The organism is Clostridium beijerinckii, assembly GCF_008705175.1.
GTDB classification, from domain to species: Bacteria; Bacillota; Clostridia; order Clostridiales; family Clostridiaceae; genus Clostridium; species Clostridium beijerinckii.
This window is the reverse complement of sequence record NZ_CP043998.1, coordinates 170,249-193,838: the sequence shown is the minus strand read 5'-3', so window position 1 is coordinate 193,838 and position 23,590 is coordinate 170,249. Positions and strand designations below refer to the sequence as shown.

At 33.7% G+C, this 23,590-nt stretch carries 24 protein-coding genes, 1 tRNA gene and 1 other annotated feature; all 25 genes read right to left on the bottom strand.

Going from position 1 to position 23,590, the window contains the following annotated elements; genetic code table 11:
* Positions 1–3: 3 nt before the first annotated feature.
* The 25 genes from rpsS to F3K33_RS00820 all read right to left on the bottom strand — a co-directional run bounded on the left by rpsS (position 4) and on the right by F3K33_RS00820 (position 23,562).
* Positions 4–276 carry a 30S ribosomal protein S19 gene (gene rpsS / locus F3K33_RS00940; protein ID WP_023974821.1) on the bottom strand — a complete coding sequence of 91 codons (273 nt, stop codon included), beginning with the start codon at positions 274–276 and terminating at the stop codon, positions 4–6.
* Positions 277–341: 65 nt separating this feature from the next.
* Complete coding sequence (gene rplB, locus F3K33_RS00935; RefSeq protein ID WP_017209698.1) at positions 342–1,175, bottom strand: 50S ribosomal protein L2; 834 nt, start codon at positions 1,173–1,175, stop codon at positions 342–344.
* Between the two features lie 64 nt (positions 1,176–1,239).
* Entirely contained in the window at positions 1,240–1,536 is a 297-nt protein-coding gene (rplW, locus tag F3K33_RS00930) for a 50S ribosomal protein L23 (protein ID WP_011967513.1), read from the bottom strand.
* A complete protein-coding gene (gene rplD, locus F3K33_RS00925) occupies positions 1,536–2,156 on the bottom strand; it encodes a 50S ribosomal protein L4 (protein WP_011967512.1) in 621 nt (206 codons plus the stop codon). Before rplD ends, rplW begins: the two co-directional genes overlap by 1 nt.
* A gap of 26 nt (positions 2,157–2,182) precedes the next feature.
* Positions 2,183–2,812 carry a 50S ribosomal protein L3 gene (gene rplC, locus F3K33_RS00920; protein ID WP_011967511.1) on the bottom strand — a complete coding sequence of 210 codons (630 nt, stop codon included), beginning with the start codon at positions 2,810–2,812 and terminating at the stop codon, positions 2,183–2,185.
* Between the two features lie 73 nt (positions 2,813–2,885).
* Positions 2,886–3,194 carry a 30S ribosomal protein S10 gene (rpsJ, locus tag F3K33_RS00915; RefSeq protein ID WP_002582605.1) on the bottom strand — a complete coding sequence of 103 codons (309 nt, stop codon included), beginning with the start codon at positions 3,192–3,194 and terminating at the stop codon, positions 2,886–2,888.
* 456 nt (positions 3,195–3,650) lie between these two features.
* Positions 3,651–4,844 carry an elongation factor Tu gene (tuf, locus tag F3K33_RS00910; RefSeq protein WP_031276475.1) on the bottom strand — a complete coding sequence of 398 codons (1,194 nt, stop codon included), beginning with the start codon at positions 4,842–4,844 and terminating at the stop codon, positions 3,651–3,653.
* Between the two features lie 187 nt (positions 4,845–5,031).
* Positions 5,032–7,098, bottom strand: a complete 2,067-nt coding sequence (gene fusA, locus F3K33_RS00905; RefSeq protein ID WP_023976906.1) for an elongation factor G — start codon at positions 7,096–7,098, stop codon at positions 5,032–5,034.
* A gap of 83 nt (positions 7,099–7,181) precedes the next feature.
* On the bottom strand, positions 7,182–7,652 hold the full coding sequence (gene rpsG, locus F3K33_RS00900; RefSeq protein WP_017210137.1) for a 30S ribosomal protein S7: 471 nt from the start codon (positions 7,650–7,652) through the stop codon (positions 7,182–7,184).
* Between the two features lie 149 nt (positions 7,653–7,801).
* On the bottom strand, positions 7,802–8,179 hold the full coding sequence (rpsL, locus tag F3K33_RS00895; protein WP_011967508.1) for a 30S ribosomal protein S12: 378 nt from the start codon (positions 8,177–8,179) through the stop codon (positions 7,802–7,804).
* 256 nt (positions 8,180–8,435) lie between these two features.
* Entirely contained in the window at positions 8,436–11,972 is a 3,537-nt protein-coding gene (gene rpoC / locus F3K33_RS00890; protein WP_023976907.1) for a DNA-directed RNA polymerase subunit beta', read from the bottom strand.
* 21 nt (positions 11,973–11,993) lie between these two features.
* Positions 11,994–15,704, bottom strand: coding sequence for a DNA-directed RNA polymerase subunit beta (gene rpoB, locus F3K33_RS00885; RefSeq protein WP_039772555.1), 3,711 nt, complete (start codon positions 15,702–15,704; stop codon positions 11,994–11,996).
* A 330-nt stretch (positions 15,705–16,034) separates the two neighbouring features.
* Positions 16,035–16,400, bottom strand: coding sequence for a 50S ribosomal protein L7/L12 (rplL, locus tag F3K33_RS00880; protein WP_011967505.1), 366 nt, complete (start codon positions 16,398–16,400; stop codon positions 16,035–16,037).
* Between the two features lie 50 nt (positions 16,401–16,450).
* On the bottom strand, positions 16,451–16,954 hold the full coding sequence (gene rplJ, locus F3K33_RS00875; protein ID WP_023976909.1) for a 50S ribosomal protein L10: 504 nt from the start codon (positions 16,952–16,954) through the stop codon (positions 16,451–16,453).
* 35 nt (positions 16,955–16,989) lie between these two features.
* Positions 16,990–17,115 (bottom strand) — a sequence feature (ribosomal protein L10 leader region).
* Between the two features lie 43 nt (positions 17,116–17,158).
* Positions 17,159–17,848 carry a 50S ribosomal protein L1 gene (rplA, locus tag F3K33_RS00870; RefSeq protein ID WP_023976910.1) on the bottom strand — a complete coding sequence of 230 codons (690 nt, stop codon included), beginning with the start codon at positions 17,846–17,848 and terminating at the stop codon, positions 17,159–17,161.
* A 54-nt stretch (positions 17,849–17,902) separates the two neighbouring features.
* The gene (rplK, locus tag F3K33_RS00865; RefSeq protein ID WP_008419834.1) at positions 17,903–18,328 is read right to left on the bottom strand and encodes a 50S ribosomal protein L11; all 426 of its coding nucleotides are present in this window, start codon (positions 18,326–18,328) and stop codon (positions 17,903–17,905) included.
* A 78-nt stretch (positions 18,329–18,406) separates the two neighbouring features.
* Positions 18,407–18,928, bottom strand: coding sequence for a transcription termination/antitermination protein NusG (gene nusG / locus F3K33_RS00860; protein WP_023976911.1), 522 nt, complete (start codon positions 18,926–18,928; stop codon positions 18,407–18,409).
* Between the two features lie 37 nt (positions 18,929–18,965).
* Positions 18,966–19,196 (bottom strand): preprotein translocase subunit SecE, encoded by a 231-nt coding sequence (secE, locus tag F3K33_RS00855; RefSeq protein WP_023976912.1) that lies wholly within the window; start codon positions 19,194–19,196, stop codon positions 18,966–18,968.
* Between the two features lie 48 nt (positions 19,197–19,244).
* Complete coding sequence (rpmG, locus tag F3K33_RS00850; RefSeq protein ID WP_002583138.1) at positions 19,245–19,394, bottom strand: 50S ribosomal protein L33; 150 nt, start codon at positions 19,392–19,394, stop codon at positions 19,245–19,247.
* Positions 19,395–19,571: 177 nt separating this feature from the next.
* Positions 19,572–20,765: an elongation factor Tu gene (gene tuf, locus F3K33_RS00845; RefSeq protein ID WP_031276475.1), complete on the bottom strand. Its 1,194-nt coding sequence runs from the start codon at positions 20,763–20,765 to the stop codon at positions 19,572–19,574.
* 65 nt (positions 20,766–20,830) lie between these two features.
* Positions 20,831–20,906, bottom strand: a tRNA-Thr gene (locus F3K33_RS00840).
* Positions 20,907–20,982: 76 nt separating this feature from the next.
* Complete coding sequence (sigH, locus tag F3K33_RS00835) at positions 20,983–21,630, bottom strand: RNA polymerase sporulation sigma factor SigH (protein ID WP_023976573.1); 648 nt, start codon at positions 21,628–21,630, stop codon at positions 20,983–20,985.
* 59 nt (positions 21,631–21,689) lie between these two features.
* The gene (locus F3K33_RS00830; protein WP_039772851.1) at positions 21,690–22,202 is read right to left on the bottom strand and encodes an NYN domain-containing protein; all 513 of its coding nucleotides are present in this window, start codon (positions 22,200–22,202) and stop codon (positions 21,690–21,692) included.
* A 13-nt stretch (positions 22,203–22,215) separates the two neighbouring features.
* Positions 22,216–22,989 carry a 23S rRNA (guanosine(2251)-2'-O)-methyltransferase RlmB gene (gene rlmB, locus F3K33_RS00825; RefSeq protein WP_236886761.1) on the bottom strand — a complete coding sequence of 258 codons (774 nt, stop codon included), beginning with the start codon at positions 22,987–22,989 and terminating at the stop codon, positions 22,216–22,218.
* 159 nt (positions 22,990–23,148) lie between these two features.
* Complete coding sequence (locus F3K33_RS00820) at positions 23,149–23,562, bottom strand: Mini-ribonuclease 3 (protein WP_023976575.1); 414 nt, start codon at positions 23,560–23,562, stop codon at positions 23,149–23,151.
* Between the last annotated feature and the right edge of the window lie 28 nt (positions 23,563–23,590).

The window sequence follows — 23,590 nt, the reverse complement described above, 5'->3', positions numbered from 1 at the left end:
AGGCTATCTTTTTGATGTTTTATCGTCATGACCTTTATAAGTTCTAGTTAATACAAACTCACCTAATTTATGGCCAACCATATCTTCTGATATATATACTGGTACATGCTTTCTTCCATCATGAACAGCAATTGTATGACCTATGAATTGTGGAAAAATTGTTGAACTTCTTGACCAAGTCTTAACAACCTTTTTTTCTCCATTACCATTCATTTCTTCTATTTTCTTAAAAAGTCCCTCATGAACAAAAGGTGCTTTCTTTGTTGATCTACTCACTAATATGCCTCCCTTCATAAACACTAAGGTCTAAGTTGTGAAGAGAACTTACTATTCTCCTCAAACTACTTAGCTCTTCTATCTTTGATAATAAATTTATCTGAATATTTCTTAGTCTTTCTAGTTTTGTATCCAAGTGCTGGTTTACCCCATGGAGTAACTGGACTTGGTCTACCAACTGGAGACTTACCTTCACCACCACCATGAGGGTGATCATTAGGGTTCATTACAGATCCTCTAACTGTTGGTCTCCATCCCATATGTCTCTTTCTACCAGCTTTACCGATATTAACAATATCGTTTGTCGCATTAGAAAGTGTTCCTATTGTAGCTCTACATTCGATTCTTACATATCTCATTTCACCTGATGGTAATCTAAGAGTTGCATAATCTCCTTCTTTAGCCATTAATTGAGCTGATCCACCTGCTGCTCTAACTAATTGACCACCTTTACCTCTTTGTAACTCTATATTGTGAATAACTGTACCTACTGGTATGTTCTTTAATGGAAGTGCATTACCAGGTTTGATATCAGCATTAACTCCAGACTCTATTACATCTCCAACTTTTAATCCTGCAGGCGCAAGAATATATCTCTTTTCTCCATCGCTATATATAACAAGAGCAATATATGCTGATCTGTTTGGATCATATTCTATAGTTGCAACCTTTGCTGGGATTTCATCTTTATTTCTTTTAAAGTCTATTATTCTATATTTTCTCTTAACACCGCCGCCACGATGTCTAACAGTAATTTTACCTTGAGCATTTCTACCCGCTTTACTCTTTAATGCAACAAGAAGTGACTTTTCTGGTTCTTGTGAAGTTATTTCTTCAAAAGTTGGCATAGTCATTTGTCTTCTTGCTGGTGTAATAGGGTTAAACTTTTTAACTGCCATTTAAAATTCCCTCCTTCTTCAAGCTTCTCTGGTGTTGATCACCAATAATGGCTTTATTCTACTATTATTGCATTCCCTCGAAGAATTCAATTCCATTACTTTCTTCAGTTAATGTAACTATAGCTTTCTTGTAATCTGATCTCTTACCTACATGTACGCCCATTCTCTTAGTTTTACCTAAGCCGTTTATAGTGTTAACAGATTCAACTTTAACATTGAAAACTTCTTCCACAGCTCTCTTTATTTGAGATTTATTAGCATCAACATGAACTATGAAAGTGTACCTTTTTTCGGCCATAGACGCCATACTTTTTTCAGTTATGATTGGCTTTCTTATTATATCATGGCTTGTTAATTTCATTATGCGTACACCTCCTCAATTTTTGATACAGCATCTTTAGTTATGATTAATTTTTCATATTTTAATAAATCATATACATTGATGTTGTTTGCAGGAATAACACTTATTCCTTGAATGTTTCTTGCTGACTTATAAACAACTTCATTTGATTCAGCTGTTATAATTAATGCTTTATTAGCTTCTAAAGCCTTTAGCATTTCTATCATACTCTTAGTTTTTGGTGCTTCAAAATTTAACGAATCAAGAACTATCATTTGATTATCTTGAACCTTGCTAGTTAAAGCAGATTTCATAGCAACCTTTCTCATACTCTTTGGAACTGAAACTCTGTAGTCTCTTGGCTTTGGTGCGAATACAATTCCACCTTTGATCCATTGTGGTGATCTGATAGAACCTTGTCTTGCTCTTCCAGTACCCTTTTGTCTCCAAGGCTTGATTCCGCCTCCTCTAACTTCAGATCTAGTTTTAGTTGATTGAGTTCCTTGTCTTTTGTTAGCTAATAATGCAACTACTACTTGGTGCAATGCATATTCATTAATTTCTGCTGCAAATACATTTTCATTTAATTCCATATCTGCAACTTTATTTCCTTCTTTATTAAATACTCCTACTGTAGGCATTTTATTTCCTCCTTTCTTCAAAGAAATTAAGCTCTAACTGTATCTTTAATTACTACTGTACCTTTATTAGGTCCTGGGATTCCACCCTTAATTAGTATTAAATTCTTTTCAGCTATTACTTTAACAACTTCTAAATTAAGTACTGTTGTATTTACAGATCCCATATGTCCTGGCATTCTCTTGTTTTTGAATGTTCTAGATGGATCTGATGAAGCTCCCATTGAACCTGGCGCTCTATGGAACTTAGAACCATGAGTCATAGGTCCTCTTTGTTGATTCCATCTTTTAATTGATCCTTGGAAACCCTTTCCCTTAGATACTGCAGATACATCAACTTTATCTCCTGCTCCAAATACATCAGCTTTTATTTCATTTCCAACTTCGTATTGACTTATATCGTCAAGTCTAAATTCTTTAAGAGTTCTTCTTAAAGTAGCTCCAGCCTTAGCAAAGTGACCTTTTCTTGGCTTATTAGCTAATTTTTCTCTTATTTCATCGAAACCAACTTGTATTGCTTCATAACCATCATTTTCTAATGTTTTCTTTTGAACAACAACACATGGGCCAGCTTCTACTACAGTTACAGGAATCACTTTTCCTTTTTCATCAAAAATTTGTGTCATTCCAACTTTTCTTCCAATTATAGCTTTTTTCATGTATTTACACCTCCCAAACTAATTAGCGGACTGTTAACAATCATAACTAGCCGTTTTTATATTATTTCCAGTACTAAAGCTTGATTTCTATATCAACACCCGCTGGAAGATTTAATCTCATTAATGCATCAACAGTTTTAGGTGATGGATTAACAATATCGATTAATCTCTTATGAGTTCTTATCTCAAATTGTTCTCTTGAATCTTTGTACTTGTGAACCGCTCTTAATATTGTAACAACATCTTTTTCAGTTGGTAGTGGCACTGGTCCTACAACCTTAGCTCCTGATGTTTTTGCAGTTTCAACAATTTTTTCAGCTGATTGATCTAAAATTGTATGATCAAAAGCCTTTAATCTAATTCTTATTTTTTGCTTTGACATTTCATTTCCCTCCTTTTATGTACGTTTTACTTCTAACGCACAACAGCGGCTATTCTGTAAACTGTTCCAGGTGTTTCGTGATATCCAAACCTAATACAGAATCCCTGTCGTCGGATTCTAGATCCAAACTTACTCATCAAGAATTACCCGGAAGTCCGGCAACCTCTTGAATCCTCGCTGTATGCTATGCAACTTCTTAATTATACTATTGTTATATTGTCTTTTCAAGCTTTTTTTTACATTTTCCTATTTTTTTTTAATTCCTTATATTGGGTGATTTTTTAATTATCTTTACTAAAAATTTTATATCAGTTTGTTATGATTTATTTTGCGATAATAAATAAATATTTGTGATAACAATCCGATTTTATTATGAAATACTAACTAAATTATATAATTCATAAAATAAAAGCAAGGAAATTATACCTTGCTTTTACCGTCAAATATAAATGTATCTTATTCTACTATTTTAGTAACAACTCCAGAACCTACAGTTCTTCCGCCTTCTCTGATAGCAAATCTTAATCCTTCATCCATTGCGATTGGAGTGATTAATTCAACATTCATATCAATGTGATCTCCAGGCATTACCATTTCCATTCCGTCTGGTAATTTGATTGATCCTGTAACGTCTGTTGTTCTGAAGTAGAATTGTGGTCTGTATCCATCGAAGAATGGAGTATGTCTTCCACCTTCTTCTTTCTTAAGTACGTATACTTGACCTACAAATTTAGTATGAGGATGTACTGAATTTGGTTTTGATAAAACTTGACCTCTTTCAATATCAGTTCTTTGAACTCCTCTTAATAATGCTCCGATGTTATCTCCTGCTTGCGCTTCATCCAATAACTTTCTGAACATTTCGATTCCAGTTACTACAACTTTCTTCTTTTCTTCACTTAATCCAACGATTTCTACTTCATCTCCTACATGAAGTACTCCAGCTTCAACTCTTCCTGTTGCAACTGTTCCTCTTCCTGTAATTGTGAATACATCTTCGATTGGCATTAAGAACGGCTTATCTGTTGCTCTTTCTGGAGTTGGGATATAGCTATCTACTGCTTCCATTAAATCCATGATTGGCTTAATTGCTTCTTCATCTGTTGGATTTTCTAATGCTTTTAATGCTGATCCTGTTATTACTGGAATATCGTCTCCTGGGAAGTCATATTCACTTAATAATTCTCTTACTTCCATTTCTACTAATTCTAATAATTCTGGATCGTCTACCATATCTGCTTTATTTAAGAATACTACGATATATTGGATACCAACTCTTGATCCTAGTAGTATATGTTCTCTTGTTTGTGGCATTGGACCATCTGCTGCTGATACAACTAAGATAGCTCCATCCATTTGTGCTGCTCCTGTGATCATGTTCTTAACATAGTCAGCATGCCCTGGACAGTCAACGTGCGCATAGTGTCTGTTTTCTGTTTGGTACTCAACGTGTGCTGTATTGATTGTGATTCCTCTTTCTTTTTCTTCTGGAGCCTTATCAATATCTGCATAGTTAAATGCTTCTGCAAATCCTTTATTTGCTAATACTGTTGTGATTGCTGCTGTTAATGTTGTCTTACCATGGTCTACGTGACCTATTGTTCCAATATTAACGTGTGGCTTACTTCTTTCATACTTTGCTTTTGCCATTATAATTTTCCTCCCTTGATAGACATAATTTAAAGAATCTTTTCGTAAATATTATAACTTATAGATATTTTAATATCTATATTTATTATTCAAGTTTTTTACCATATTATATAAAAATTATTAAAACACATTATATGCTCCGTAAAATAATTTAATATACAATATGATAAAAACTTTATATTACTCTTTATTTAGCTCTGCTACCTGCAATTTGTTCTTGAATATTCTTTGGAACTTCATCATAGTGATCAAATACCATTGAGTAAACTCCTCTACCTTGAGTTCTAGATCTTAAAGTAGTAGCATATCCAAACATTTCTGATAATGGAACAAACGCTCTAATAACTTGCGCTCCATTAAGAGCTTCCATACCTTCCATTATACCTCTTCTTGAATTGATATCTCCGATAACATCTCCCATGTATTCTTCTGGAACTGTTACTTCAACTTTCATCATTGGTTCAAGAAGTACAGGGCTTGCTTTAGCCATTGCATTCTTAAATGCCATAGAACCTGCTATTTTAAATGCCATTTCAGATGAGTCAACTTCATGGTATGAACCGTGTACTAATTTAACTTTGAAGTTAATAACATTATAGCCTGCAATTATACCATTTTTAGATGCTTCTTGAATACCTGCATCAATAGCTGGTATGTATTCCTTAGGAATAGCTCCTCCAACAACAGCATTTTCAAATACATATTCGCCTTCAGTTGGTTCCATTTCAATTACAGCATGACCGTATTGTCCTTTACCACCTGATTGTTTAGCATATTTAGCTTCTGCTTTAACAGCTGATCTAATTGTTTCCTTATAAGCAACCTGAGGTGCTCCAACATTACATTCAACTTTAAATTCCCTTTGAAGTCTATCAACAATTATTTCTAAGTGAAGCTCTCCCATACCCGCAATAATTGTTTGACCTGTTTCTGTATCAGTCCAAGTCTTAAATGTAGGATCTTCTTCTGCTAATTTAGCTAATGCCATACCCATCTTTTCTTGAGCATCTTTTGTCTTTGGTTCAATAGCTACTCTTATAACTGGTTCTGGGAACTCCATAGCTTCAAGAATTATTGGACTATTTTCTGCACATAAAGTATCACCTGTTGTAGTGTTTTTTAATCCAATTACTGCACCAATTTCCCCTGCTTCTAATGATTCAACTTCTGATCTTGAATTTGAATGCATCTTAACAAGTCTACCGATTCTTTCTTTCTTACCTTTTGTTGAGTTAAGAACATATGAACCACTCTGCATTACGCCAGAATATATTCTTGTAAATGCCAATTTACCAACAAATGGATCAGTAGCTATTTTAAATGCTAAAGCTGATAATGGTTCAGAGTCTGAAGAATTTCTATGATCTTCTTCTCCATCTAATGTTGTTCCTTTTATTGCTGGAACATCTAATGGTGATGGTAAGTAATCTACAACTCCATCAATCATTTCTTGAACACCTTTGTTTTTGTATGAAGAACCACAAATACAAGGATATATTTCGTTAGCAATTGTAGCTTTTCTTAAAGCAGCTTTTAATTCTTCAATTGTAAGTTCTTCACCTTCTAAATACTTTTCCATTAATTCTTCATCTGTTTCAGCAATAGCTTCTATCATTGCTGCTCTGTATTCTTCAGCTTGATCAGCATATTCAGCTGGTATAGCTTCTTCTCTCATATCTTTTCCAAGATCATCATAGAATATAAAAGCAACATTCTTTATAAGGTCAACCATTCCTTTGAAGCCTTGTTCGCTACCTACTGGAATCTGAATCGGAACTGCGTTTGCTTTTAATCTATCTTTAACTGTTTGAATACATCTAAAGAAATCAGCACCTGTTGCATCCATTTTATTTACATAAATCATTCTTGGCACACCATACTTATCCGCCTGTCTCCAAACAGTTTCAGTTTGTGGTTCAACACCGCTCTTTGCATCAAGAACTGTAACAGCTCCATCAAGTACTCTTAATGATCTTTCAACTTCAACTGTGAAGTCTACGTGACCAGGAGTATCTATAATATTAAGTTCATGTTCTTTCCAGAAACATGAAGTTGCTGCTGAAGTAATTGTTATACCTCTTTCTTGTTCTTGAACCATCCAGTCCATTGTAGCTTCACCATCATGAACTTCCCCTATTTTGTGACTCACTCCTGTATAGAACAATATACGTTCAGTAGTTGTTGTCTTACCAGCATCTATATGAGCCATTATACCGAAGTTACGGAATTTATCTAAAGGATATTTTCTAGCCATTTATTTGTCCTCCTCTCAATGAGTAAAATATAATTTAATTTGACAAAACTGCCTTAGCATAAGCCAAAACAGTTTTATAGATATTAGTATCTGTAATGAGCAAATGCCTTATTAGCTTCTGCCATTTTATGAGTATCTTCTCTCTTCTTAACAGCTGCTCCTGTATTATTAGATGCATCTAATAATTCACCAGCAACTCTTTCACTCATTAGCTTTTCGCCTCTTTTTCTAGCTGCTATTAACATCCATCTTATTCCTAATGTCTGTCTTCTTTCTGGTCTAACTTCGATTGGAACTTGATAAGTAGCACCACCTATTCTTCTAGCTTTAACTTCTAGTAATGGCATTACATTGTTCATAGCTTCTTCAAATACTTCTAAAGCTTCTTTTCCACTTCTTTTTGCTATTAATTCAAATGCTTCATAGCATATCTTTTGGGCTACACCCTTCTTACCATCTTCCATTATACTATTTATAAATTTAGTAACAACCTTTGAATTGTATACTGGATCTGGTAATACGTCTCTTTTTGCGATATGTCCTTTTCTTGGCACTTTTCTTCCCTCCTTAACATTTTAAATTTAAGTTCATCGGTACTCGGTATTTTTCATACCGTAAAGTGCTACATCTTTTACATCTATATAAACTCAAAATAAAATCTATAATTTCTGTTGAAGATAAGCACTATTCTTTGTTAAAATTCCTATTTCTTCTTAGGTCTCTTAGCACCGTACTTTGATCTTCCTTGTAATCTGTTAGCTACTCCAGCGCAGTCTAGCGCACCTCTTACGATATGGTATCTAACACCAGGAAGGTCTTTAACTCTTCCACCTCTTATAAGAACAACACTATGTTCTTGTAAGTTGTGACCTACTCCACCAATATATGCAGTTACTTCAAATCCATTTGTTAATCTAACTCTGGCAATTTTTCTTAACGCTGAGTTAGGTTTTTTAGGAGTTGTTGTTTTAACTACTGTACATACACCTCTTTTTTGAGGACACTCTTTAAGTGCTGGTGCAGTTGATTTAACTACTGCTGTTTTTCTGCCTTTTCTTACTAATTGGCTAATAGTTGGCATTTTTTCACCTCCTGAAATTTATTTATCTATTTTAAAATTAAGATAAACACTAATTTATCAAGTTATATGAATTAGTATATCATACAACTTATCAAATATACCTAAATTTTACACAATAAATCAATATCCTATGTATTAAGCTATAAATTTACTTTTATAAAATGATATATTCACATTAATTTGTGTGATTTCACATTTAAAATCACACAAATTGTATTTTATCATTTAATTTTACACATGTCAATATAATACATGCTTATTCTTCAACAGTTTCTCCAATAGTTTCTTCAACCAATTCACTATCTGTTTCCACCTTTAAAGATCTATATCTCATCATTCCAGTACCAGCTGGAATAAGCTTACCAATTATTACATTTTCTTTTAATCCAACTAAAGGATCAACTTTTCCTTTAATTGCTGCTTCTGTTAGAACTCTTGTCGTTTCTTGGAACGAAGCTGCTGATAGAAAACTATCAGTTGCTAATGCTGCCTTAGTTATACCTAGTAGAGTTTGTTCTCCTTTTGCTTCTTCTCCACCAAATTCTCTTACTCTAGCATTTTCTTCATAGAAATCAAACATATCAATCATAGTTCCTGGTAATAATTCTGTATCTCCCGAGTCAACAATTTTTATCTTTCTAGTCATTTGTCTAACAACTACTTCTAAGTGTTTATCATTGATATCAACACCTTGTAGTCTATAAACCTTTTGAACCTCCGAAAGTAAATATCTTCTTGCTCCATCTATTCCTTTTATGCTCATTATATCATGAGGATTTACTGAACCTTCTGTAATTTCATCACCAGCTTCAATATAATCACTTTCATTGACTCTCAATCTTGATCCAAAAGGTATATCGTAACTACGTTCTTCTCCATCAGCACCCATAATTATTACTGTTCTCTTCTTCTTCGTCTCTTCTATTCTCGCAGTACCAGCAATTTCACTTACTATTGCAAGCCCTTTTGGCTTTCTAGCTTCAAATAGTTCTTCAACTCTAGGTAAACCTTGAGTGATATCTGCTCCTGCAACTCCACCGGTATGGAATGTTCTCATTGTAAGCTGTGTACCTGGTTCTCCAATTGATTGTGCTGCTATTATTCCAACAGCTTCTCCAATATCAATCTTTTTAGCTGTTGCCATATTCATACCATAACATCTAGCACACACACCAACTTTACATTTGCAAGTGAACACAGATCTAATTTTTACTTTCTTAATTCCTGCTGAAACTATCTTGTCAGCTGCATACGGATCCATATATTCATTTTTTGGATGTACTATATCACCAGTTTTTGGATCAACAATATCTTCTGCTGTATATCTACCAATTAATCTTTCTCTTAATTCTTCGATAACTTCATTACCTTCTTTAATTTCACTTACAAATATTCCTTCATCTGTACCACAATCTTCTTCTCTTACAATAACATCTTGAGAAACGTCAACAAGTCTTCTAGTTAAATATCCAGAATCCGCCGTCTTTAACGCTGTATCTGCATTACCTTTTCTAGCTCCATGAGTAGACAAGAAATATTCTATTACATCTAATCCTTCTTTAAATGATGCTCTTATAGGCAACTCTATAATCTTACCTGACGGACTGGCCATAAGACCTCTCATACCAGCTAATTGCTTAATCTGAGATTTTGATCCTCTGGCTCCAGAATCAGCCATCATATATATCGGATTAAATTTATCAAGACTATCCATTAATGCATTGGCTACATCTTCAGTTGTCTGAGTCCATTTTTCTATAACTCTTTCATATCTTTCTTCATCAGATATGAAACCTCTCTTATACATCTTTTCAATCTTTTCGATCGTTTCATCTGCTTCCTTAAGTAAATCATATTTCACTTTTGGAACTATTATATCTGATGAAGCAACTGTTACAGCGCCGATTGATGAATAATGATACCCTAATGCTTTAATATTATCAAGCATTATAGATGTTTTAACCGGACCATGCTTCATGTAACATTGATCGATTATCGTTCCTAATGACTTTTTCGTAGCTAAGAAATCAACTTCTAAATTGAACATATCTTCTTCATTTTCTCTATTGATTAATCCCAAGTTTTGCGGAATTGATTCATTAAATATAATCTTTCCAACTGTAGTTTTAATTATCTTAGACTTAACTACACCATCAATTTCTCTAAACATTCTAACATTTATTTGAGCATGTATATCAATTTCTTTAACTTCATATGCCATTATAGCTTCATCTTTGCTTGAGAATGTCATTCCATCCCCTTTTGCACCATTCTTATCCATGGTTAAATAGTATGATCCAAGAATCATATCTTGTGTTGGAACACAAACTGGTTTACCATCTGATGGCTTCAAAATATTTGTTGCAGCTAGCATTAAGAATCTAGCTTCTGCTTGAGCTTCTACTGACAATGGAAGATGGACAGCCATTTGGTCCCCATCAAAGTCAGCGTTATAAGCTGTACATGCTAACGGATGAAGTTTTATTGCTCTACCTTCTACTAATACAGGTTGGAATGCTTGAATACCAAGTCTGTGCAATGTAGGTGCACGGTTAAGTAATACTGGATGATCTGCAATTACCTCTTCCAATACATCCCATACTTGTGGTAATACTCTTTCAACCATTCTCTTGGCGCTCTTTATATTATGAGCTATTCCATCTTGTACAAGCTTTTTCATAACAAATGGTTTAAATAATTCTATTGCCATTTCCTTAGGAAGTCCGCATTGATACATTTTTAATTCTGGACCAACAACGATAACTGATCTACCTGAGTAGTCAACTCTCTTACCAAGTAAGTTTTGTCTAAATCTACCTTGTTTACCTTTTAACATATCTGAAAGAGATTTTAAAGGTCTATTTCCAGGTCCAGTTACTGGTCTTCCTCTTCTACCATTATCAATAAGTGCATCTACTGCCTCTTGAAGCATTCTTTTTTCATTTCTCACAATTATATCTGGAGCACCTAAATCTAATAACTTCTTTAATCTGTTATTTCTGTTTATTACTCTTCTATATAAATCATTTAAATCAGATGTCGCAAATCTTCCTCCATCTAATTGAACCATAGGTCTTAAATCTGGTGGTATTACTGGTATCACATTTATGACCATCCACTGTGGATCATTGCCTGATTTTCTAAACGATTCTACAACTTCTAGTCTTCTAATAATTCTAACTTTCTTTTGTCCCGAACTTTGCTTTAATTCTTCTTTAAGTTCTTTTGAAGAAGTTACTAAATCAATTTCATTTAGTAAATCTTGAATTGCTTCAGCTCCCATGCCTGCTACAAAGCTTTCATCTCCATATTTATCTACAGCTTCTCTATATTCCTTTTCATTAAGAAGCTGCTTCTTCAATAGTGGTGTTTCCTTCGGATCTATCACTATATAAGATGCAAAGTATAAAACTTTTTCCAAAGCTCTTGGCGACATATCTAAAATCAATCCCATTCTTGATGGAATTCCTTTAAAGTACCAAATATGAGATACTGGGGCAGCTAATTCTATATGCCCCATTCTTTCTCTTCTCACTTTAGCTTTTGTGACTTCAACTCCACATCTATCACAAACTATCCCTTTATATCTTACTCTTTTGTACTTTCCACAGTGACATTCCCAATCTTTCATTGGTCCAAAAATTCTTTCGCAGAATAAACCATCTCTCTCTGGTTTTAAAGTTCTATAGTTAATAGTTTCTGGTTTCTTAACTTCTCCTCTTGACCATTGTCTTATTTGTTCTGGAGATGCTAAGCCAATTTGTATTGCATCAAAATTATTTAATTCAAACAAGGGTAAATCCTCCCTTCAAAATTAGTGTTCATCATTAAAATCATCTAGTTCTAATTCAGTTTCAAGATCAGCTATATCGACACTCTCATCATAATCAATTTCATCTATGTCTTCATCAGTGTTTTGATCATAACTATCGTCCTCTAATACATCTGGTTCCGGCACCATGATCTCTTCACTGCCTTCTATATTAACTTCTAAATTTGCCATATCCTCATCCACAAATTCTTTTAAAGTAACTTCTTCATGTGCATCATTTAATACTTTAATATCCAGACACAATGCTTGTAACTCTTTAATAAGAACTTTGAACGATTCCGGTACTCCTGGTTCAGGTATATTTTCCCCTTTTACTATAGCCTCATATGTCTTCACTCTACCTACAACATCATCTGACTTAACAGTTAATATTTCCTGAAGTGTATGTGCCGCTCCATATGCTTCTAATGCCCAAACCTCCATTTCACCAAATCTTTGACCACCAAATTGAGCTTTACCTCCTAATGGTTGTTGAGTAACCAATGAATATGGTCCTGTAGATCTAGCGTGAATCTTATCATCTACTAAATGGTGAAGTTTTAAAATATACATTATACCAACAGTTACTGGATTATCAAACGGTTCTCCAGTTCTACCATCATATAATATAGTTTTAGCATCTTCTCTAAATCCTGCTTTTATCATGCATTCTGTGATTTCAGGTTGTGTTGCACCATCAAATACAGGTGTAGCTATATGCCATCCTAAATGGCTAGCTGCCCAACCCAAGTGAACTTCAAGTACCTGACCTATATTCATACGAGAAGGTACTCCTAATGGATTTAAGCATATTTGAAGAGGTCTACCGTCCGGTAAGAATGGCATATCTTCTTCTGGTAATATTCTAGAGATAACCCCCTTATTACCATGACGTCCTGCCATTTTATCCCCAACTGAAATTTTTCTTTTTTGTGCAATATAACATCTTACAAGTTCATTTACTCCTGGGTTTAATTCATCCCCATTTTCTCTTGTAAATACTTTTATATCAACTATTATTCCAGCTTCACCGTGAGGTACTCTTAATGAGGTATCTCTTACTTCTCTTGCCTTTTCACCAAAAATTGCTCTTAACAATCTTTCTTCTGCTGTAAGCTCAGTTTCACCTTTTGGCGTTACTTTTCCAACCAATATGTCTCCTGATCTCACTTCTGCACCGATTCGTATGATTCCTCTGTCATCTACATCCTTAAGTGCATCATCACTTACGTTTGGTATGTCTCTTGTAATTTCCTCTGGTCCTAGCTTCGTATCTCTAGCTTCACATTCATATTCTTCTATATGCATAGATGTAAAGACATCTTCTCTGACCAATTCTTCTGAAATTAACATAGCATCTTCGTAATTATAACCTTCCCAAGTTATGAATCCCATTCTGATGTTCTTACCTAATGCAATTTCACCTAAATCTGTAGATGGACCATCTGCAATAACTTGATTCTTGTATACTATTTCTCCCGTATCAACTATCGGTCTTTGATTAATACAAGTTCCTGAGTTACTTCTCTTAAACTTTAATAATTTATATACATCTGTGCCACCATCTGAGTCTCTCTTAACACGAATCTCACTACCCGAAACATAAGTAACTACTCCAGCATTCTTTGCCTTTGGTAATACCCCTGAGTCAACAGCAGCTTTAAATTCGATTCCTGTTCCAACTATTGGCGCTTGAGGACTTAATAATGGAACTGCTTGACGTTGCATGTTTGAACCCATAAGCGCTCTTGATGCATCATCATTTTCAAGGAATGGTATCATCGCAGTTGCAACAGATACAATTTGTCTTGCAGATACATCTATTAAATCAACGTCAGTTGTTGGAACAACTAATATATCCTCTAAATGTCTTACTCTGACCTTTTTATTTATAAAGTACCCATTTTCATCCATGGGCTCCTTTGCTTCAGCTATTAAACATTGATCTTCTTCATCAGCAGTGAAATATCTTATTTCATCTGTAGCTCTTCCATTTTCTTTGTCAACAATTCTATATGGCGTTTCAATAAATCCATACTCATTAACTTTTGCGAAAGTTGCTAACGAATTTATAAGACCTATATTAGGACCTTCTGGTGTCTCAATTGGACACATTCTACCATAATGTGAATGGTGAACGTCTCTTACTTCAAAACCAGCTCTTTCTCTTGAAAGTCCTCCTGGTCCTAATGCCGATAATCTTCTCTTATGCGTAAGTTCTGATAATGGATTTGTTTGATCCATGAACTGTGATAATTGTGAACTACCAAAAAATTCTTTGATAGCTGCTGCTACCGGCCTTATATTAATTAACATTTGAGGAGTTATAGCTTCTTGATCTTGAATAGTCATTCTTTCCTTAACTACTCTTTCCATTCTAGATAGACCAATTCTAAATTGGTTCTGCAATAATTCCCCTACAGATCTCAATCTTCTATTACCTAAATGATCTATATCATCAACATAACCTATTCCATAAGTTAATCCTAGTTCATAGCTTATAGTTGCAAATATATCATCTCTTATAATATGTTTAGGAATAAGTTTACTAATATTCTTCTTGATTTCCTCTTTAATACTTACTTCATCAGAAAAATTATCTAATATTTCCTTCAAAGTAGGATAATGAACTAATTCTTTTATCCCTAGGTCTGAAATATCAAAAGAAACTTGTTTCTTCAAATCTACAAAGTTATTACTAATTACTCTAATAACTTTATCTTCTATTAATACATCAACCGATTTAACACCTGCATTCTGAATCTCTTCAGCTACTAATCTACTTATTTTCTGACCCTTCTCCACCATTATTTCTCCAGTTTGTGGATTAACAATATCAGTGGCTGCTACTTGGTTAGCTATTCTTAGATTTAATGCAAGTTTTTTATTAAATTTATATCTTCCGACTCTAGATAAATCATATCTTTTTGCGTCAAAGAATAATGTATCAATTAAAGATATAGCACTATCTACTGTTGGTGGTTCACCAGGTCTCAATCTCTTATATATTTCAAGTAGTGCTTCCTCTTTAGTTTTAGTATTGTCTTTTTCTATTGAAGCTCTAAATCTTTCTTCTTCGCCGAAGAAATCTAGCAACTCCTGATCACTGCCTAATCCCATAGCTCTTGCTAATATACTAATTGACAATTTTCTAGTTTTATCAATTCTTACATAAATTACATCATTAGAATCTGTTTCGTATTCCAACCATGCTCCTCTATTAGGGATAACAGTTGATGAATATAACTTTTTACCACTCTTATCTATAGAGTAGTTATAATATACACCCGGTGATCTTACTAATTGACTAACTATAACTCTTTCAGCACCATTAATTACAAAGGTACCTTGCTCTGTCATTAATGGGAAGTCACCCATAAATACTTCTTGTTCTTTAATTTCACCAGTTTCATTATTCTGCAATCTGATTGAAACTTTTAATGGCGCAGCATAAGTCGCGTCTCTTTCCTTACATTCTTCGACAGAATACTTGATATTTTCCATATCAAGTTTATAGTCTACGAACTCAAGTACTAAATTCCCCGTGAAGTTTGTGATAGGATTAATATCATCAAAAACTTCATGCAGCCCTTCTCTTAAAAACCATTCATATGAATCTAATTGAACCTCAATTAAATTCGGCATTTCAGTAACATCATTAACCTTACCGAAACTCATTCTTGTTCTTTTTCCAACTTGGACAGGATGTACCATGAATTTTCACCCCTTGTATAAAATAAACTAAAATAGCCAAAAGCATACTTTCCCTAAGGACTTTGCTTTCGGACAGCGTCTTTCTATAGTATAACCATTATTCACCAGATTATACTCCTTATTTCCACTATAAATATATAGTATTCCATAGAGAATAATACATTATATTATAATATCATAGGATATTTTTCTTGTCAATAAATATTATTAAAGAATCCTTTTTAGTTATAAAGCTATATAAAATACCTATTTACCTAACAAGCATTTTATATAGCTTTATAAATTTAGTTTAAAAAAGGTGCTATAAAGCACCTTTTTCTTTAAAACAAACTACTTAACTTCTGCAGTAGCTCCTACTTCAGCTAATTTAGCTTTCATATCTTCAGCTTCGTCTTTAGAAACGCCTTCTTTTAATGTCTTAGGAGCTCCATCAACTATTTCCTTAGCTTCTTTTAATCCTAATCCTGTTATTTCTCTAACTACTTTGATAACTTTAATCTTGTTATCTCCTGCGCTTGCTAATACTACGTCGAATTCAGTTTTTTCTTCAGCAGCAGCTCCACCAGCTACAGCTCCACCAGCTACAACAGCAGCAGCAGCACTTACTCCAAATTCTTCTTCACAAGCCTTTACTAATTCATTTAAATCTAAAACGCTCATTTCTTTTATTGCTTGAATTATTTCTTCTCTTGTCATTTTTAATAGCACCTCCGAATTTTTTCTTAAAATTTTAATTAATCTTTAAATTATTCTGCAGATTCAGTTCCCTTGCTATCAGCAATAGCACTTAATACACGTGCAAAGCTTGATATTGGAGACTTGATACTTCCAAGAAGTTTTGCAATAAGAACTTCTTTTGATGGTATTGTTGCAAGCTGTTTAATTTTAGCTTCATCATAGATTTCTCCTTCTATGATACCAGCTTTTAATTCCAACTTCTTATGATCTTTAGCAAAGTCATTTAAAAGTCTTGCAGCTAATGTTACATCTTCATAACTAAATGCAACAGATACTGGTCCTTCTAAATATTCTGCTATACCATCTAAGCCTAATTCTTTAGCTGCTAAAGCTACTAAAGTATTTTTATATACTTTGTATTCAACTCCAGCGTCTCTTAAACTTTTTCTAAGAGCTGTATCTTCTTCAACATTTAGACCTTGATACTTACTAAGAACAACAGCTTTTGATTTTTCTAATTTTTCCTTAATTTCAGCAACTTTTGCTTCTTTAAGTTGTCTGTTTTTATTCATTACTGTAGTCCACCTCCTCACAGTTATAAACTGCTTCTTTTATTAAAAAAGACCTTCCGCAGACATGGAAGGCCTATAATATAATCTATTATATACACCTAGGCGGGCAGTTATCTTTACGCTTTCGCACCCACTGTCTACGGAAAAAATATTTTCTTTTTACAACATTTGAAATTATACTACATAATTTCACTCAAGTCAATACTAATCTAAAGCTCTTGTAGGATTAACTTTTGCACTTGGCCCCATTGTACTTGAAACAGATACTGATTTTAAGTATTGCCCTTTTGCTGCTGCTGGTTTAGCTTTAACTAAAGCTTCCATTAATGCAGTAAAGTTTTCTTTTAATTTTTCAGTTCCAAATGATTTTTTTCCAATTGGACAGTGAACTATTGCTGTTTTATCTACTCTATATTCAACTTTACCAGCTTTAATTTCTTCAATTGCCTTAGCAACATCAAATGTTACTGTTCCCGACTTTGGATTTGGCATTAGTCCTTTAGGTCCTAACACTCTACCAATTCTACCTACAACTCCCATCATATCTGGTGTTGCAACAACTACGTCATAATCAAACCAGTTTTCGCTTTGGATTTTTTGAACTAGTTCATCTGCTCCAACGAAATCTGCTCCTGCTTGTTGTGCTTCTGCAGCCTTATCTCCTTTAGCAAAAACAAGTACTCTAACTGTTTTACCTGTTCCGTTTGGTAATACAACTGCACCTCTAACTTGTTGATCTGCATGTCTTGGATCTACTCCAAGTCTTACATGTAATTCGATAGTTTCATCGAAGTTTGCCTTTGCAGTCTTTAATGTAAGATCTAATGCTTCTACTGGATTATATAATGCACTCTTATCTATAAGCTTTGCACTTTCAATGTATTTTTTTCCCATAATTTGCCTCCTCTGTGGTGTTAACGGTTTTGACCTCCCACTTATTTTTACGAATTACTCTTCAATAGTTACGCCCATACTTCTAGCTGTTCCTGCTATCATTCTCATAGCTGATTCAACATTTGCAGCATTTAAGTCTGGCATCTTAGTTTCAGCAATCTTTCTAAGTTGATCTTGAGTTAATTTACCAACCTTTGTTTTATTAGGTACTCCAGAACCACTTTCTAATCCTATTTCTTTCTTAATTAGAACTGCAGCTGGAGGAGTCTTTAATATAAAACTAAAAGATCTGTCTTGGTAAACTGTAATAACTACTGGTATTATATACCCAGCTTGATTTGCAGTTTTTGCATTAAACTCCTTACAGAATCCCATTATATTTACACCGTGTTGACCTAAAGCTGGACCTACAGGTGGAGCTGGTGTCGCCTTACCTGCTTGAAGTTGAAGTTTAATCATTCCAGTTACTTTCTTAGCCATTTTTGTTATTCCTCCTATTACTGTGGTATAACGAACTCTTTTTAGTTCTCCCACTTAATTAAAATTAGTTCATTATAGTTAAACTAATTTTTCAACTTGATTAAAGTCTAATTCGGCAAGTGTTTCTCTGCCAAACATCTCCACTAAAGCTTTCACTTTGCGTTTATCCGGAATTATCTCTTGTATTGTGGCTACTGAATCTCTCAATGGCCCAGAGATAATTCTTATACTTTCCCCTACCTCTAAGTCAATCTCAACAGGAACTTCTAACACTCCCATTGATTCCACTTCTTCATCAGAAAGAGGAACTGGTTTAGATCCTGGGCCTACAAATCCTGTTACGCCTCTAGTATTTCTAACAACGTACCAAGCTTCATCTCCCATTAACATTTTTACAAGCACATATCCAGGAAATTTCTTCTTTAATGAGACTTTTTGCTTTCCATCTTTTTCTTCAACCACTTCTTCCATGGGTACTTGTATATCATGGATTAATGCTTCAAGATTTCTATTTTCAATTGCTTTTTCTAAGTTTGCTTTTACTTTATTTTCATATCCTGAGTATGTATGAACTACATACCATCGTGCTCTATCACTCATATTCGTCAGGCGATATAAAATCGCCCAAACCTCCCTTTTACTTGAAATTTAAAATCATTTTAAAGAGGTTATTGAAAATAGAATCCAATCCACCAACTAATATAGTATACATTAGTGTGAACACAATAACTGCAACAAATGCTTTCTTTGTCTCATCTTTTGAAGGCCAAGTTATCTTCTTAACCTCTACCTTAACCTCTCGAAAAAAACCAAACAAACCATTACTTTTAATAGCTTTTTCAGTTTTCACACTGTTCTTTGCTGACATATCTTCACATCCTTAAATTTAATAACTATATGTCATTACTTCGGCTAATTACTTTGTTTCTCTATGAAGAGTGTGCTTTTTACAGAATTTACAATACTTTTTCATTTCTAATCTATCTGGATCATTCTTTTTGTTTTTCATTGAATCATAATTTCTTTGTTTACACTCTGTGCATGCTAAAGTTACTTTTGTTCTCATGACTGCACCTCCAGTTTTCTTATATATTAAATAGGAATCTTGAGTTCCTATTCACTTCTAAAATTTACGTTGCTTAAAATGTCACTTTTATACAATATCATAGAATATTTGACTTGTCAATCATCCTTTAAATAGGACTAAGTTATACAACTTAGTCCTATTAGTAATAAATGTATCTTATTCTACTATTTTAGTAACAACTCCAGAACCTACAGTTCTTCCGCCTTCTCTGATAGCAAATCTTAATCCTTCATCCATTGCGATTGGAGTGATTAATTCAACATTCATATCAATGTGATCTCCAGGCATTACCATTTCCATTCCGTCTGGTAATTTGATTGATCCTGTAACGTCTGTTGTTCTGAAGTAGAATTGTGGTCTGTATCCATCGAAGAATGGAGTATGTCTTCCACCTTCTTCTTTCTTAAGTACGTATACTTGACCTACAAATTTAGTATGAGGATGTACTGAATTTGGTTTTGATAAAACTTGACCTCTTTCAATATCAGTTCTTTGAACTCCTCTTAATAATGCTCCGATGTTATCTCCTGCTTGCGCTTCATCCAATAACTTTCTGAACATTTCGATTCCAGTTACTACAACTTTCTTCTTTTCTTCACTTAATCCAACGATTTCTACTTCATCTCCTACATGAAGTACTCCAGCTTCAACTCTTCCTGTTGCAACTGTTCCTCTTCCTGTAATTGTGAATACATCTTCGATTGGCATTAAGAACGGCTTATCTGTTGCTCTTTCTGGAGTTGGGATATAGCTATCTACTGCTTCCATTAAATCCATGATTGGCTTAATTGCTTCTTCATCTGTTGGATTTTCTAATGCTTTTAATGCTGATCCTGTTATTACTGGAATATCGTCTCCTGGGAAGTCATATTCACTTAATAATTCTCTTACTTCCATTTCTACTAATTCTAATAATTCTGGATCGTCTACCATATCTGCTTTATTTAAGAATACTACGATATATTGGATACCAACTCTTGATCCTAGTAGTATATGTTCTCTTGTTTGTGGCATTGGACCATCTGCTGCTGATACAACTAAGATAGCTCCATCCATTTGTGCTGCTCCTGTGATCATGTTCTTAACATAGTCAGCATGCCCTGGACAGTCAACGTGCGCATAGTGTCTGTTTTCTGTTTGGTACTCAACGTGTGCTGTATTGATTGTGATTCCTCTTTCTTTTTCTTCTGGAGCCTTATCAATATCTGCATAGTTAAATGCTTCTGCAAATCCTTTATTTGCTAATACTGTTGTGATTGCTGCTGTTAATGTTGTCTTACCATGGTCTACGTGACCTATTGTTCCAATATTAACGTGTGGCTTACTTCTTTCATACTTTGCTTTTGCCATTATAATTTTCCTCCCTTATTATCTTCTAATAAACTTGGCCTAGTGTTTTTTTATTTTTTATTATTTGGAGCTCACAATCGGAATCGAACCGACGACCTCCACCTTACCAAGGTGACGCTCTGCCGACTGAGCTATGTGAGCGTTCAAAATTGCTATCTTCTTTGATATACCAATTATAAAGTTTACTATTATTCTTTTTATTTGTCAATATAAATTATCACTTTAAATCTAAGCATTTTTCTAATTTTCTCTTTACTCTTTGTAATGCATTATCTATCGACTTCGAATGTCGTTCTAAATCACTTGCAATCTCCTGATAAGATTTTCCATCTAGGTATGAAGTAAGAACCTCTAATTCCAAATCTGATAACACTTTCGAAATCTTTTTCTCGATATAATCCATTTGTTCCTTACTAATCATTAGCTCTTCAGGATCTGAAATTTTCAATCCTGCCAAAACATCAAGGAGAGTTCTCTCTGATTCCTCTTCATATATTGGCTTATTTAAAGAGACATAAGTATTTAACGGAATATGTTTCTGCCTAGTAGCTGTTTTTATTGCAGTTATTATTTGTCTGATTACACATATTTCTGCAAAGGCTTTAAATGATGTTGATTTTTCTGCATTAAAATCTCTGATAGCCTTATATAAACCTATCATCCCTTCTTGATAAATGTCTTCCTTGTCGGCTCCAATTAAAAAATATGATTTAGCCTTCGACTTCACAAAGTTCTCATATTTTGAAATCAAATATTCTTGCGCCCTACTATTACCACTCTTAGCTTTCGCAACAATTTCTTCGTCTGATTTATCTTTGAAATCTAAAAAACCTTTCAACTGCTTATTCTCAACTCTCTTCTGCATTAAACTAACCACTCGTTTAGACAATTATACCCCAGTAAAATTATGTTAGTCAACTGAATTTACTTACTTCTTCTGATTTCTTCTAATATTTTGACTATCCTATCATCTATATTATCACTTATTATATTTTTCTGTGAAATTCTGTTCTTATCTGCTTTATTTTTTATAGACTTCTCTATCCTTAGAACCTCATTATAAAATTCTAAAGATGACATTCTAACTGCACCTCTTTGAAAAATTGTTTGCTGCTCTAAGCTATCAGATGTTACAACAACTATTTCATGTTTCCTTCCTAGAGCATTTACTTGTTTCTCAATATAACTATCCGCAGTTTCTCCATCCTTTGTAAATACTACTGATATATTTCTATTTACCTCTTCTTTCTTTTCAATACTCCCAGTAACTTTATGAGCATCAAATACTAATATTATTCTACAAGCATTAAAAACTCCATAATTATGTAAAGTATCTATAAGAGTTTGTCTTGCACCCTCAAAGCTAGAATATTTTTTTTGTTTTAAATTAGGCCAACTATTTATAACATTATATCCATCTACAAAAATAGTTTTCACGATATACCTCTCTCTATTTCAATCGTCCTTTTAAAACTTCATACATAATTATACCACCAGCTACAGATGCGTTTAAAGAATTAATCTTTCCGACCATTGGTATTTTTATTAGCTTATCACACTTTTCCACCGTTAATTTTGAAATACCTCTCCCTTCATTTCCAATTATAACCGCACAAGGTCCTCCAAAATCTACTTGGTAGCTATATTCTTCTGCTCTTATGTCCGCCCCATAAATCCAGATCCCCTTTTCTTTTAGTTCCTCTATTGTCGAATTTAAATTTGTTACTTTGGCTATTTTTACATGTTCTATTGCTCCAACCGAAGATTTATAAACGGTTGTACTTACAGATGCACTTCTTCTCTTTGGGAGTATAATTCCATGAACTCCAAATAATTCTGCAGTTCTTACTATTGATCCTAAATTATGCGGATCTTCAACCTCATCCAATATAACTATGAACGGAGCTTCCCCTCTTTTCTCTGCTAAATCCAATATATCCGATACTTCTGAATATTTATATGGAGTTACTTTTGCTATTACCCCTTGATGTACTTCTCCACCACACATTGAATCAAGTTTTCTTTTATCCACTTCTTTTATTAATATTTTATTTTCTTTTGCCAAACCAACAATAGTTTTTATTGAACCTTCTAATTTACTATTAGATATATATAGTGTTTCGATCGTTCTTTCTCCTCTTAGAGCTTCAATTACAGCATTTCTTCCAATAACTATATCTTCTCTCTCTTCAATAGCGCTTGTTGATTTATCATTTCCTACCATATTATCTTTCTTAGTTTTATTTTTTACCTGATTATAGCTTTTAGCTTTACCTTTTGATTCAGTTACAGATTTATCTTTATCTTCCATAAACTTGCCATTTGAAATATTTTTTTTCAGTTTACTATTCATTATAAACCCTCCTTTTTTTAATTTTATACACTAATTAATAATTTCAATACTTCTATCAAATATAAATTCTAATCTTTCCTTATCCCCCACTAGGTATAGATAACCAATTAATGCTTCAAACCCAGTCGCCATTCTATAATCCCTTATCTCTGCATTCTTAGGTACAGTAGGTGATTTCGCATTTCTTCCTCTTTTATAAACCGCTTCTTCCTCCTCATTTAGGAGATTCTCAATTTCATGCATTATACACGCCTGACTTTTTGCTTTTACATATCCAATTGCCTTCACATGTATCTTATTTGCAGATAACGCTGTATTTTGAGTCAAAATATAATTTCTAATAAAAACTTCAAACACACCATCACCTATTAATGCCAATTGTAATGAATTCAACATTCTTACTTCATCTTTTGAAAATTTTCTAATTCTTAAGTCATCTAACATTATAATTCTCCTTTAAATAAGGGTTGCA